This is a genomic window from Cupriavidus sp. 8B (assembly GCF_054589115.1).
Genome location: NZ_BAAILO010000245.1, coordinates 1 through 13,418 on the forward strand (window position 1 = coordinate 1; position 13,418 = coordinate 13,418).

12 protein-coding genes and 2 pseudogenes are annotated in these 13,418 nt (G+C 63.1%); 5 read left to right on the plus strand and 9 right to left on the minus strand.

The annotated features are described in order from the left end of the window. The 5 genes and pseudogenes from ACYP5B_RS23455 to ACYP5B_RS23475 form a co-directional block, all read left to right on the plus strand. Positions 1 to 233: hypothetical protein (locus tag ACYP5B_RS23455; RefSeq protein ID WP_459571258.1), on the plus strand; the 233-nt coding region annotated here is incomplete at its 5' end. 110 nt (positions 234 to 343) lie between these two features. Then, positions 344 to 3,511: an ATP-binding protein gene (locus ACYP5B_RS23460; RefSeq protein ID WP_459571259.1), complete on the plus strand. Its 3,168-nt coding sequence runs from the start codon at positions 344 to 346 to the stop codon at positions 3,509 to 3,511. A 121-nt stretch (positions 3,512 to 3,632) separates the two neighbouring features. Then, on the plus strand, positions 3,633 to 5,018 hold the full coding sequence (locus ACYP5B_RS23465) for an FAD-binding oxidoreductase (RefSeq protein ID WP_459571260.1): 1,386 nt from the start codon (positions 3,633 to 3,635) through the stop codon (positions 5,016 to 5,018). 104 nt (positions 5,019 to 5,122) lie between these two features. Beyond that, on the plus strand, positions 5,123 to 5,314 hold the full coding sequence (locus tag ACYP5B_RS23470; protein ID WP_459571261.1) for a hypothetical protein: 192 nt from the start codon (positions 5,123 to 5,125) through the stop codon (positions 5,312 to 5,314). A gap of 418 nt (positions 5,315 to 5,732) precedes the next feature. Continuing rightward, positions 5,733 to 5,930 (plus strand): annotated as a pseudogene (locus tag ACYP5B_RS23475) (IS91 family transposase); the annotation flags it as partial. Between the two features lie 200 nt (positions 5,931 to 6,130). Here the strand turns inward: ACYP5B_RS23475 and ACYP5B_RS23480 are convergent. From ACYP5B_RS23480 to ACYP5B_RS23520, 9 genes and pseudogenes are all read right to left on the minus strand, one after another. Further along, entirely contained in the window at positions 6,131 to 6,622 is a 492-nt protein-coding gene (locus tag ACYP5B_RS23480) for a hypothetical protein (RefSeq protein ID WP_459571315.1), read from the minus strand. 84 nt (positions 6,623 to 6,706) lie between these two features. Next, positions 6,707 to 6,889, minus strand: a pseudogene (locus ACYP5B_RS23485) (DUF3622 domain-containing protein); the annotation flags it as partial. An 82-nt stretch (positions 6,890 to 6,971) separates the two neighbouring features. Next, the gene (locus ACYP5B_RS23490) at positions 6,972 to 7,382 is read right to left on the minus strand and encodes a PIN domain-containing protein (protein WP_459571262.1); all 411 of its coding nucleotides are present in this window, start codon (positions 7,380 to 7,382) and stop codon (positions 6,972 to 6,974) included. Positions 7,383 to 7,390: 8 nt separating this feature from the next. Beyond that, complete coding sequence (locus ACYP5B_RS23495) at positions 7,391 to 7,642, minus strand: antitoxin (protein WP_459571263.1); 252 nt, start codon at positions 7,640 to 7,642, stop codon at positions 7,391 to 7,393. A gap of 472 nt (positions 7,643 to 8,114) precedes the next feature. After that, on the minus strand, positions 8,115 to 9,362 hold the full coding sequence (locus ACYP5B_RS23500) for an enolase C-terminal domain-like protein (protein ID WP_459571264.1): 1,248 nt from the start codon (positions 9,360 to 9,362) through the stop codon (positions 8,115 to 8,117). 124 nt (positions 9,363 to 9,486) lie between these two features. After that, positions 9,487 to 10,779 (minus strand): MFS transporter, encoded by a 1,293-nt coding sequence (locus ACYP5B_RS23505; RefSeq protein ID WP_459571265.1) that lies wholly within the window; start codon positions 10,777 to 10,779, stop codon positions 9,487 to 9,489. Positions 10,780 to 10,861: 82 nt separating this feature from the next. Next, entirely contained in the window at positions 10,862 to 11,629 is a 768-nt protein-coding gene (locus ACYP5B_RS23510) for an SDR family oxidoreductase (protein ID WP_459571266.1), read from the minus strand. 113 nt (positions 11,630 to 11,742) lie between these two features. Next, on the minus strand, positions 11,743 to 12,462 hold the full coding sequence (locus ACYP5B_RS23515) for a FadR/GntR family transcriptional regulator (RefSeq protein WP_459571267.1): 720 nt from the start codon (positions 12,460 to 12,462) through the stop codon (positions 11,743 to 11,745). Positions 12,463 to 12,625: 163 nt separating this feature from the next. Next, positions 12,626 to 13,183 carry a PstS family phosphate ABC transporter substrate-binding protein gene (locus ACYP5B_RS23520; protein ID WP_459571268.1) on the minus strand — a complete coding sequence of 186 codons (558 nt, stop codon included), beginning with the start codon at positions 13,181 to 13,183 and terminating at the stop codon, positions 12,626 to 12,628. Positions 13,184 to 13,418 lie beyond the last annotated feature (235 nt).

The following is a 13,418-nucleotide window of genomic DNA, read 5'->3' on the forward strand; positions in this document are numbered from 1 at the left end:
TGAGCGTCAAGGGGCTTCAGTTGGGCGGCGCAAGCCGCGTCAACGAAGTGCGGATAAATCCAATGCTCAACTTTGAGCAGATTTTATGGAACAGTCCATCGACATCGCCCATGCTGAAGTCCGATGCGTGCCTGCGCGATTACGCACGTTTGTCGAGTGCGTCCGCACCGCCATCGGCAGTCCAGCGTACCAGGACGTGGGCCGGCCTCCACGACGCCGCCGAAGTCGCCTAGATCGCCGGTGACCCCGCATGGCGCCTGAAGCTCGCTACTCCGTCCGCCTGTTCGGCGAGTTTCATCTCGACGGCGCCGACGCGCCGATGCCTGACGCGAATTCTCCCCGCTTGCAGGCGCTGCTTGCCTATCTGATTTTGCATCGGGACGTGCCGCAGTCGCGCCAGCAACTGGCCTTCCTGTTCTGGCCCGATTCGACGCAAGCGCAGGCACGCAATGCATTGCGTCAGCTCCTGTTTCATCTACGCAAGTCATGGCCGCACGCAGCCAGTTTCGTCCACGCCGACGCGCAAATGGTGCGCTGGTTGCCCGATTCCGCGTTCGATCTCGATGTCGCGCAGTTTCAGTCGGCCCTGGCCACCGCGGCGCGGGCCGCAAGCAACAACGACGCGGCCACCGAGGAAGAACTCCTGACGCAGGCAGCGGAACTGTATCGGGGCGACCTGCTGGCCAGCTGTTACGATGAATGGATCGCCCCGCAGCGCGATCAGTTGCGCGAAGCGTGCATCGCGGCGCTCGTGCGCCTCAGCCTGTTGAGCGAGGACAGACGCGACTACGCAAAGGCGTTGAAACACTCGCAGCAGTTGCAGCGGCTCGACCCATTGCGCGAGCCCACCTATATGGCGTTGATGCGCCTGCATGCCCTGAATCACGATCATGCATCCGCGCTGCGCGCCTATCGCAACTGCGTTGAAACGTTCACGCGCGAGCTGGGCATCGTGCCCAGTGAAGCCTTGCGCGAGGCCTATGCGCGCCTTGCTGCCCAGGCTGCGCCAACACAGCGTCGACGCCCACGGGACCCCATGCTGCCAATGATCGGACGCCACAACGAATGGCGGCGGCTTCTCGAAGTGTGGCAGCGTAGTCAGCTTGGCGACAAGCAGTTCGCCCTGATCTCGGGCGAGGCGGGCATCGGCAAGTCGCGCCTGGCGGAGGAATTGCTCGTGCACCTTTCCGGGCAAGGCTTCACCACGACGCACTCACGCGCGTACGCGGCCGAGGGGCAGGTCGCGTTTGCGCCGGTCACCGGCTGGCTGCGCAGCCCCGCCTTGCACGAAGCGATGAGCGGACTCGACAGACTGTGGCTGACCGAAGTCGCGCGCCTGTTGCCAGAGCTGCTGACGCAACAACCCGGCCTGCCTCCACCCTCCCCACTCACCGAATACTGGCAGCGCCAGCGGTTTTTCGAAGCGCTGGCGCGCGCCGTGCTGGCGACAGACGGGCCGCTGCTGCTGTTGCTCGACGATTTGCAATGGTGCGACGCGGAGACGCTTGAATGGCTACGCTTCCTGATGCGCTTCGACGTGAGCGCGAAGCTCCTCGTGGTCGCCACGGCGCGGCATGAAGACATCACCCCCTTGCACGCCGTGAGCCGGCTGCTTGACGCCTTGCGGCGCGACGACCAGCTCACGGAGATGTTGCTGGGCGCGCTGGATGCCGCCGAAACTGCGAAGATCGCGGCGCAGATCATCAATCGGCCGCTGGCCGATGCGGAGGCAACCCGGCTATTCGAGGAAAGCGAAGGCAATCCCCTGTTCACGGTCGAGATGATGCGCGCCCGGTCCGACACCACGACGGCCGGCGGCACGCCGCACGGCACGGTCCCGAAGTTGCCACCCAAGGTGTACACGGTGATCTCGAGCCGTCTTGCGCAACTGTCGCCTGCCGCGCGCGATATCGTCGGCGTCGCGGCGATCATCGGACGAGCATTCACTGCCGATGTGCTGGCCCAGGCGAGCGACGTGCGCGAGGACGCCCTCACGAATGCGCTGGACGAACTCTGGCAACGAGGCATCGTGCGCCAGCCAGACAGCGGGGGCATTGCCTTTGACTTCAGCCACGACAAGATCCGGGACGTGGCGTACGCCGAGGTCAGTCCGCTGCAACGCCGCCGCCTGCATCAACGCGTGGCACGCGCACTTGAACAGGCGCCAGACGATGATCTCGACGCTGCCAGCGCGCAGATTGCCGCGCACTACGAACAGGCGGGCCTGCCAACCGATTCAGCCGCGTTCTATCGGCGCGCGGCCGGCGTTGCGCAGAGTGTGTACGCCTATGACGATGCCATCGCCCTGCTGCGGCGCGGGCTGGCGCAAGCCGATCAGATCGTCGATCCGCAAGAGCGCGCCCGGCAGTCGCTGGCATTGCAACTCGACCTTGCGCCGCCGATTCGCATTTCCCGTGGGTGGGCGGCACCGGAGCTCGACACGCCACTGCGGCGCGCCGTGGAGCTCAGCAGACAGACGGGCGACTTCGGTCAGCAGGCGCGCGCCCAGGTCAGCCTTGCCTTCTTTCTCGTCGTCAGTGCGGAGTTTGCCCAGGCGCGGAGCCTGAGCGAGGAACTCATCGCGGGATTGGGCACTTCCGGGTCGGGTACCTACGCCTCGATGGCATGGACCAACATCATGGGGAGCCTGGTCCAGCAGGGTGACTGGGTGGCGGCGGAGCCAGCGTATCAACGCGCGATCGGCGCTTATGACGAATCCCAGCACGCCGAGCATGTGTCGTTGATGGGCGGAAACTTCGGCGTGCTGGCCTCGGCGTGGTCGGCCCATGCATTCTGGTTCACCGGGCTCGCCGATCAGGCCCTCCGGCGTGGACGCGAAGCGCTGGAGGTGGCAAACCGGCTGGCACACCCGTTCTCCCAGGCGCTGGCGCTGTCTTATCTTGCAATGCAGCATGCCCTGCGCCGGCAGCACGGTCTGACGCTTCACTACGCCCGACAGGCACGTTCGATCGCCGATCAGTACCACGTCGGCTACTACCTTGCCTGGGCTGACGTGCTGCTCGCCTGGGCCAATGCAAAGCAGTCGCCCGGCGCCGACGCCGTGGCGGCAATGCGGGCGGCGATCGAGGGCTTTCATCGCACCGGCGCGCGCCTGCGGCTGCCGCTGTATCTCGGCATGCTGGCGGAATGCCTGGGTGACGTGGGCGAGACCGAGGCCGCGCTTGCGGCGCTGGATCAGGCGCTCCACCATGCGGAGCACACTGGCGAGCATTGGCTGGACGCGGAGCTCTATCGCCTGCGCGGCGAGCTTCTGCTGCAACGCAGCGCCAACCTGGCCGAAGCCGAATCGTCGCTGATCAAGGCGATCGAGATCGCTGCCGGCCAACGGGCTCGCCCTCTCGAGCTGCGCGCCGCGCTGTCGCTGGCGGCGTTGCGCGAGCCACGGGAGGGCATCGGCGCGCGCCGGGTGGTCGAGCCGCCGCTCGCCCAATTCGCCGAGGGCTTCGACCAGCCCGACATCGTCCGGGCGCGCGCGTTACTGGCGCGTTAGTCATGGTTTGGCCGCTCTGGGCCAGCCGCGTCGGAGATTGGCGCATATAACGGCGCGCCTAACGCCTTTCAAACGCCGAGGTTGATAAAACTCCTGCATACCAACCGGACAGGAGGCAACCATGGAAGGTGCTCTGAGTGAAACCGTCGCCACCGCGCTGAAGCCGCATTTTCGGGGGCAATTGATTCAGCCTGGCGATGCGGCCTATGACCAGGCACGCGCGGTGTACAACGGCATGATTGACAAGCGCCCGGCACTGATCGCGCGCTGCACGGATGTCGCGGACATCATTGCGGGGGTGAACGCCGCGCGAGACAGCGGAATGCTGCTGGCCGTACGTGGCGGTGCGCACAATGGCGCGGGGCTCGGCACATGCGATGGCGGACTGGTGGTCGACCTGTCGCCGATGAAAGGCGTGTTTGTCGATCCGAAGCGCAGCACCATTCGGGTTGGTGGCGGCTGCACCTGGGGCGATGTGGACCACGCCGCCAGCGCCTATGGACTGGCGACGCCGAGCGGTTTCATCTCGACCACGGGCGTGGGTGGGCTGACGCTTGGCGGGGGCATTGGCTACCTTAGCCGCGCCTACGGCCTGACGATCGATAACCTGCTCAGCGCCGAGGTCGTTCTGGCCGACGGGCGACTGGTCAATGCCAGCAGCGACGAGAACGCGGACCTGTTCTGGGCGCTGCGCGGCGGTGGCGGCAACTTCGGTGTGGTCACCTCATTCGAGTTCAAGGCCCATCCCGTCGGCACGGTCTACGGCGGCCCGATGCTGTGGCCGATGGACCAGGCGCGCGAGTTGATGAAGTGGTGGCGCGATTTCATCCTGACTGCGCCGCAGGACATCAATGGCTGGTTCGGCTTTGTGACGGTGCCGCCCGGGCCGCCGTTCCCCGAGTCTGTCCACCTGCAGAAGATGTGCGCCGTGGTGTGGTGCTACACGGGTCCACTCGATCAGGCCGAGGCGCGCTTCAAGCCGATTCGCGACGCCATGCCGCCAGCGGTGGACTTTGCCGGCTCCATTCCTTGGCCGGTCTTGCAGAGCCTGTTCGACGCGCTGTATCCGCCTGGCCTGCAGTGGTACTGGAAAGCCGACTTCGTGAGCGACCTAAGCGACAAGGCCATCGATCTGCACATCAAGTATGGGCACCAGTTGCCATCCATGCACTCGACCATGCACCTGTATCCCATCAACGGCGCAGCGCATCGCGCGGGCCCCAATGACACCGCATTCAGCTACCGCGATGCGAGCTTCGCCAGCGTGATTGTCGGCGTCGATCCCGACCCGGCCAACAACGACCGCATCGTGCAGTGGGCCAAGGACTACTGGCTGGCGCTGCATCCGCACTCGGCTGGCGGCGGCTACATCAACATGATGATGGACGAAGGCAACGACAACGTGAAGGCTGCCTATCGCGACAACTATGCGCGGCTGGCGCAGATCAAGCGCAAGTACGACCCTGCAAACCTGTTCCGCGTGAACCAGAACATCAGGCCCGCCTGAGGGTGGACCGAAGGTTGCGACTGCTGAAATCATCGTGGGACTCGCCGCCCTGATTCCCGGCGACTCCCACGCCCCTTGCCTGCCGGAATCGCGAGGAGAAGTTCATGAGCAAGCTGGTTTGCGCCGGGCTCGCAGCCCTGGTGCTTTTCACTGCCTGCACTGACGCCGGGAGGAGCGTGGACTGTGCCGGCGGCATATCGATGGGTGGGTTGGGTGCAAGGGAAGCGCTGGATGAAATGGCTGGCGCAGCTTTCCCGATGAACGGTGGGCAGTTTTCGCTCTATCTGTTGCGATAGGCCTGGCCCTGCGGGAGATCTACAAAGAAGGCGGACCGACCACCGGTTACGCGTCGATGAATCCCGATTGTCCCGCCATCCTGTTCGGCGCCTTCGACCGCCACAATTTCGGCGGCCGCCTGCTTGCGCAAGTGATGGGGCGCCTGCTGGCCAACCGGCGCCTTGTGTACGCCGGCCTTGCCGACCGCGACCTGAGAGAGTGGCCATCGGGTGCAAGCGATCGCGCGACTGGCCGCTGCTACCGCGGACGCCGCGATCGACATCATCCACGTGGACGGCGAGATCCCGTCTGCGATTGGACCTATCGCTTCTGCCTTGCGGAAGGCTTCTATTCGGTGCGCTGTTTGCCGATCTCGGTCGGATACCAGCCGCCAAGCTCGGTCGTCCCTGATCGACCCTCTGCGGATGCACGTGCCACGGTTTCAAGCACAACCGCAGTTACGGCTGGCTCGCCAATCGTTGCCGGGCCGTGAAACTGACCCTCTGTCGACGGCTACTCGGGTTCCACACTCCCACTGTCGAACCACCCATCTCAACGGAAGACTATCGCGACCATTACCAGCGGCTCGCGGGCAAGTCGCTGCGCGAGCGCCCTGTCTGCGGCAAAGGTCACATGGAACAGGCGCCGGAACAGCCGCGAGAGCACCCGAACGGGCAGGAAGAAGCCGGGACGACAGGCGCTCCAGTGCTCGCCATCGGGCGCGATGTTATCGACTTACCATGGCAACGCCTCCGTCCGTCTGCTCCGGACCCGCAGCCGCCTGCCAATGTCATGCAATTCCAGGCATTCCTCCTCTCGGGCTTGGTCAACAGGCCTTATAGAGCTGGGAATCTGGCCAGGATCACCGAGAAATCTTCGAAGACCACGTAGTTCTCAGGTTCCGTCGGCGATCCATCGGCAGCGTGGGTTGCGGAATGCTCGACCTCTTCTGCCGGCAATGGGCGGATGCCGTCGCCGGTGATGTGCACCCCATAGAGAGCCTTCCAAGGAATCGACACATCCTTGCCGCGGATGTTTTTCACAGTTGCACTGGTACCGGGAATGAATTGGCGAATCATTAGGCCCGCACTTGCGTAGCCACAAAGACAATGATCTAGCAGTTTCAGCAATGCCGCTTCGTGACCTGGTGCATATCCGACAGCCCCATTCTCGGCGATGTCGTAGGCCGTCGTACCTTGGAGCGTGGCGACTGTAACAATCTTATCGCCCAGCAGAGAACGAATGGCACGCAACAATCGGGCAGTATCCGGCGAGTTTGGCTGGAAAGGATCGGGGAAAAGTGCCAGCAATACCTCGTCACGAACCATGCCGCCTTGCATTTGGGTGTCGCGCCGCTGTTCACGATCGTGCGCGAATGTCCGCCGCCGGCTCTTGCTCTCGCGGCGCCGAGCCCTCAGAACTTCACGCTGGTGTAGGTATTCGACTAACTCCTTCTCCGCCCATTCGTGTGCTTCCTGGCGCGAGGCGAAACCTTTCCGCTCTCGTTCGACTGTGGTGCCCCTGGAGGTTCTGCGGCGAACTACGCGCGCACAGAACTGGCCATCGACCACGGTTACCGTAGTGCAGTACTTCATTGCCGTGCGATATAGACTCGTTGTGAATCCAAATGCTATCAGCAACTAGGGAATCGCTGATCAATAGCCGCTGAGCGGAGCGTCAGCGCTTGTTTGAATTTCCGGTCGGCACCGACCAGTCCTCCACCACTAGGCGAGGGATGCGCCGGAACGCCTTGTCATTGGTCACCAGCACCGCGCCAGTCTCCAGCGCGTGCGCGGCAATCAGTAAGTCCAATGCCCCCATCGGCTGCCCTTGGGATTCCAGCGCAGCGCGGGTCTCACCATGGCCAGCCATCACCGAAGGGGTCCAGGGCAACACCTCGACCCGGCGCAGCAGCTCGTCGACTGCGCGCGCGAGGCGCTCTGCGCCGGGGCGTTTGGCGAGCCCGTACATAAGTTCCGCGCCGGTGATGACTGACAGGCACAGCGCCACCATTGGCGCGGCCGTCACGCGCGCCACGACTGCCGGGTGTCCTCGCAGCAGATGGCTCACGATATTGGTGTCGAGCATGTAGCGCGTCATTCGAGACCCGCCAACGGATCCCGGGCTTGTTCGCCCTGCGCGCGGTCTGCTAGGAAGTCTGCCGGCACGGCGCTGCCATTGATAGCAGCCAGGAAGCCGTCCCAACTCTCCGGCCGGCGCGACAGGATCACGTCGCCGGTGGACGGATCACGGCGAATATAGACCTCGCGCTCAGCGAAGCGGAATTCCTGCGGCAGCCGCACCGCCTGGCTGCGACCGGTCGTAAAAATTTTGGCAGTGGTGCTCACGACGTTTCCTTTGGTAGATATCAAAAGATATACCACCATGCGAGAGATATCAAGATATCTACCATTGCCTGCACCTGCGGCGCCATACGAGATGCAAAAAAATGCTCTCCGCAACACCAACATGCCGCTATATGCTTCTTCGAGCATTTTGCCCTGCGGCGTTTGTTAAGACCTGCGTGACGCTGGCGACGCGCCAGCCTAGGCGAGTACGTCCCTCAAATGGCTCCAGGCTGGCGCGTGGGACCGCCCGCTACCGTCATGCAGGGGGTGAACTGCGGACCGGTCAGGATTGCTGCGAGCTCAGGACTCCATACATCGGGCACGCGGCGCCTCGTCAGCATCCGCTGCGTCTTCGGAAATATGCCGATTCTGAAGGCGGCTGTGCATGGCCTAGGCTCAATGCATCCGATCAGCACCCTCCTCCCTTCCCAACCGGCCTGCAGCCAGATCGCCGGTCCATTCGCGTGCCTCCTCACGGCGTTTGCAGCGTGCCGTCGACGAGGCGCGTCTGAGTCCAGGTCGTGACAGTGTTGTCGCAGGGATACTTGGCCGCCTCGACCTCGTCGACCTCCACTCCCAGGCCTGGCTTGTCGTTCGCATAGACATAGCCCCGGCGAAACTCCGGCATGCCCGGGAACACGTCGAGCAGCGCCTCCTTCGGCCCCTTGAGCTCCTGGATCACGAAGTTGGGCGGCTCGGTGCCCGACCATTCCTGCACACCGAAATTACGCGCCGCCAGGTCGATGTGAATGTTAGCCGCGTGCGCCAGTGGTGACATGTCGCCGGGGCCGTGCCAGGCTGTGCGTACGCCGTACTGTTCGGCGAAGAGTTGCAGTTTGCGTCCCGGAGTGATGCCGCCCACCTGACTCAGGTGTACCCGGATGTAGTCAATCAGGCGCTCGGCGATCAGCGAGCGCCATTCAAACGGATGGTTGAACAGCTCTCCCTGCGCCAGCGGCGTGGTGGTTTTGGCGCGCAACTGGCGCAGCCATTCACCTTCTTCCAGCGGAATTGCGTCCTCCAGGAAGAAGAGTGCGTAAGGCTCCAACTCGCATGCGAGGCGGATGGCATCGATGGGGCGCAGACGCTCGTGCACGTCGTGGCACAGTTCAACATCGAGGCCGAGGCGACTGCGCAAGGCATCGAACATCTTGACCGTCTCGCGCATGTACTGTCGGCTGTCCAGATAGATCCCGTCCGGCGCGCCATTCGGCGCCGTCGACGGCGCTGGCCCGAAGTGCCCACCGCCGTAGCCGCCGCTCTGGCAGCGGATATGCGTGATGCCTTGCTCACGGTACTTGAGGATGTTGTCGCAGAGTTCCTCGATGTCCTTACCGTCCGCGTGGCGGTAGATGGGCACGCCCTCGCGGCACTTTCCACCGAACAGCTGGTACAGGGGCATGTTGGCGAGTTTGCCCTTGATATCCCACAACGCCATGTCGATGCCCGAAATGGCATTGTTCTCGATCGGGCCATTGCGCCAATAGGCGTTCTGATGCATGAGCTGCCAGAGTTCCTCAATGGCCTCGGCATCGCGGCCGATGAGCAACGGACGCAAGTATTCCTCGACAAGGCACTTCACCACGAGATGGCGGTACGCGAAGGTGGCACAACCGAGACCATAGAGGCCCGGCTGGTTGGTTTCGACCTTGACGACGACGAGATTGATACCCTCTGGCGCGGTCAAGATGACTTTGACGTCGGTAATCGGCGTGGACATTTGATTCCTTGAGTGGAGTGAATTGAAATTGCTATGCATCAACATTGGAGTGACTGCACATCCAACACCCGCTCTAGCTTTGAAAAAGTACCCGGCCTGGATCCTCGCCAGACCGCGCGGTTCCTCACGTGCGGCGCAGTGAGAGCGACCGTTCACGCGTCGCGCGCAGGTCGGAATGCGCAGGCACGGTGATCATCAGGATGACCGACAGCAGCAGACCGCCCGCCATGAAGATGTACGAAGCCGCGGGGCTGCCGGTCACACCGTTCAGATACCCAACCACCCACGATCCAAGGAACGCGCCCAGCGCGCCGCATGCATTGATGAGCCCGATCGCGCCGCCCAGCACGTTGCTCGGAATCAACTCCGGCACGAGAGCGAAGAATGGGCCATACGGTGCATACATCGTCGCGCCCGCCACGACCAGAAGTGCAAACGAGATCCAGAAATGCGAGCCGCCGATCATGTATGAAGCGACGAGTGCAATGGTTCCGATGAGTAGTAGCGGCCAGACGAACAGTTTGCGATTGCGCGTCTTGTCCGAGAGCCACGACGCAAGCAGCATCAGGATGATCGCGGCGAGATACGGAACGGCGGAGAGCCAGCCAACCGACACGATATCGATCGTCGAAGCGGCCTTGAGAATCGACGGCAGCCACATGATGAAGCCATACACGCCGATGCTCCAAAGCGCATGAATCGCGCAGCACTTCAGCACGATCGACGAACGGAACGCCGCCTTGTAGTCGCGCACTGGAGGGATGTGCGCCTGCTCGGCCTTCAGACGCGCATCGAGTTCAGTCTTTTCGGCGTCGGTCAGCCAGGGCGCATCGGCCGGGCGATCCTTCACCGTGAACCACCAGACCACCGCCCATGCGAGCGCCGGCAACCCTTCCAGGATGAACATCTGGCGCCAGCCAACGCTGCGGATCAGATAGCCCGATACCACCGACATCCACAGCACCGTGACCGGATTGCCGAGAATCAGGAACGTATTGGCGCGCGAGCGTTCGCTGCGCGTGAACCATCGGCTGATGTACATCAGCATCGACGGCATCACGGCCGCTTCCACCACGCCAAGCACGAAACGCAACACCATCAGCATCGGGATGTTGCTGACAATGCCGGTCGCTGCAGCGCACAGTCCCCACAAGATCAGGCTGAAGAAGATGAGCTTCTTCACGCTGTTACGCTGCGCATAGATCGCGCCGGGCACCTGAAACAGACAGTAGCCGAGAAAGAACAGCGAGCCGATCAGCGACGACGTGCCGGACGTGATGCCGAGATCCTTGTCGATCCCGGCTGCTGCTGCGAAACCGTAGTTCGCGCGATCCAGATAAGCAAGGCTGTAGGTGATGAAGATGATGGGCATCAGATACCACCATCTTTGGGTTGCCACGGGTTTGACGCTTTCCATGATGTCTCCTGATCGGTGCGGCGCACAGACGGGTTGCTTCGCGCGAGTGCTTTGTTTTGATGTTCGCCATGCGGACTCGCGTTCAAAGTACAGCCAGCCAGCCTCCGTCGACGTAGATGATCTGGCCGTTCACATAGCTCGATGCGGGCGAGGCTAGGTACACCGCCGTTCCGACGAGCTCCTCCGGTTTTCCCCAGCGTTGCGATGGATTGCTGCTCTTGACCCAGGCGTCGAAAGCAGGGTTTTCGATAAGCGCCTTGTTCATGTCAGTCAGGATATAGCCCGGACCGATTGCATTTGCCTGTATGTCCGACGCCGCCCACTCGGCGCTCATAGCACGGGTCAGCATCTTGATGCCGCCCTTCGCCGCCGTATAGGCACCGACTGTCGCGCGCCCGGCTTCGCTCGTGAGCGAGCCGATATTGATGATCTTGCCGCCCGTGCCGCGCGCGATCATGCGTCGCGCCGCCTGCTTCGCGACAATGAACGCGCTTGTCAGGTTAGTGTCGATCACGCGCTGCCAGTCGCCCAGTTCGAGTTCGACGAGGGGCTTGCGGAACTGGATGCCAGCGTTGTTGACGACAATGTCGATCTGCACGCCGTCCCTGTCCCATTGCGCGAACGCGTCGGTGACAGCCTGTTCGTCGGTCACGTCGAACGCGCGGCCTTGCGCATTGAATCCTTTGCCTTTGAGCCGAGTGACCGCTTCCGCGACCGTATCGGCCCGCGTGCCGTTCAGGACCACGCTGGCGCCTGCGGCCGCCAGTCCCTCGGCGAGCGCGAAGCCGATGCCTCGTGTCGAGCCGGTTACGAGGGCCGTACGGCCGCTCAGATCGAATAACTGTGTCATGTGCTTGTCCTCTCGATGTTCAGGAACGAGGCGCAAGTGCGCCCCTCGAGACCGCTTTCACGGTCGCGATAACGTTGGTATCAGGTCTGCTGGCGAGGCTGCCGGGCGATTCGTTAAACGGGTTGGTCGTTGGCGGTACGGTGCAGGGCGGCGCGGTCCTCGAAATCCTTCTCGGCACGCTTGATGAGCGTCAGCACCGCCTCTTCAGCCGCTGCCGGATCGCCGTTCTCGATGGCAAAGCAAAGTGCTTCATGCATCGGCAGCGAACGAGCCGGACCACCAGCGACTTCGGAGCTGAGTTCGAAGCTTGTGCGCAAGATTGCCGACAACGCGTTCTGCATCTGCTGGACGAACTGGTTGTGGCAGGCGGTGAGGATTGCGCCGTGAAACGCCAGGTCGGCGGCAACGTAGTCGCCGTGGCCGGCAACCGCGCGCTCCATCGCCTTGAAAGCACGCCGCACCGCGACGCGGTCCTCCTCTGTCGCGCGCTTCGCGGCAAGCTTGGCAGCGTTAGGTTCGATGATCAGGCGCAATTCCATCAGATCGTCGATGAGCCCCTGGTCGATGGCGCCCGCTCGCGCGCGCCATGTGATCACGTCCGGATCGAATAATTGCCATTGCGAACGCGGCAGCACGACCGTGCCGTACCGGCGGCGCACTTCGAGCATGCCCTTCGCGGAGAGCGACTTCATCGTCTCGCGGATCGTGATGCGGCTAACTTGCAGCTGCTCAGCGAGAATAGGCTCGGCCGGAAGAATTTCGCCCGGCAGGAATTTGCCCGAACAAATTTGCTCCCCCATCTGATTCAGAACCTGCCTGTGCAACGTCACCATGACACCCTTCCTTACATCATACGTATGATGTAGAAAGATAGGCGCGTGGAAGTCTTGTCGCAATCCGGGTTGACCCGGAGGTCAAAACAGGCGCCCGAACTGTGCGCTGCCGCCGGCATGTGGCCCGCTGGCACAGACATGCATATTGGATCAGAGGGAATGGTCACGACTCTTCATTGCGCGAGATCGGCTCACAAAGATACTCATCAGACACTTCTCGTCGGACGGCTGAAGCGGCGCGCAGTGGCAGCATCACGCCCTGGTCCAGCACCACCTGCTGGCCCTCCCGGCTCAGGATGAAGCGGGCAAATTCCCGCAGCGTCGGCGCCACCGGGCGGTCCGGCGAGCTGGACAGCACGATATAGGCGGCGCGGCCGAGTGGGTAGCGCGCGAGCGCAACATCCTCATAGGTCGCGTCAACTGCGGGGGCGCCAGCGGACTCGGCCAGGGCCACCGTCCTTATACCCGCGATCAGATGCCCCATGCCGGTGAACCCGATCGCGTACGGGTCGGCCGCCACCTGATCGGGCACATCCGCCTCGGCCCCCTTCCCAGGGATGTCGTCACGCCATTGCCCCTGTGTTTCCCCGACACTCAGGATTCGCTCGTGCATGACGATGGCCCGCGCTGAGGCTTCGGCCCCGCGCCATGCGGCGGCCCCTGCCACGCGCACCGGCTTGTCTGCCCACGCGGCCACGCCCAGGTCGCCCCAGGTGCGCACCGTAGTCGTAGAACAGATCCCACAGGTTTGGCAAATGCTGCACCAGCGGGGAGATGATCTCCTTCGGCGCTTTCAGTCCGCTCAACCCGTTGGCCGGGGAGCGGGCCGAGCCAGGGATCGAACAGAAAGATCGCAGCCAGGTAGACAGTGAATCAAGGCGCGTCGTGTATGGCGCCAGCCCCCGTTTCACCGTGCGGGTCAGGCCTCCGCCTCCAATTTCTATTTACACAGATCA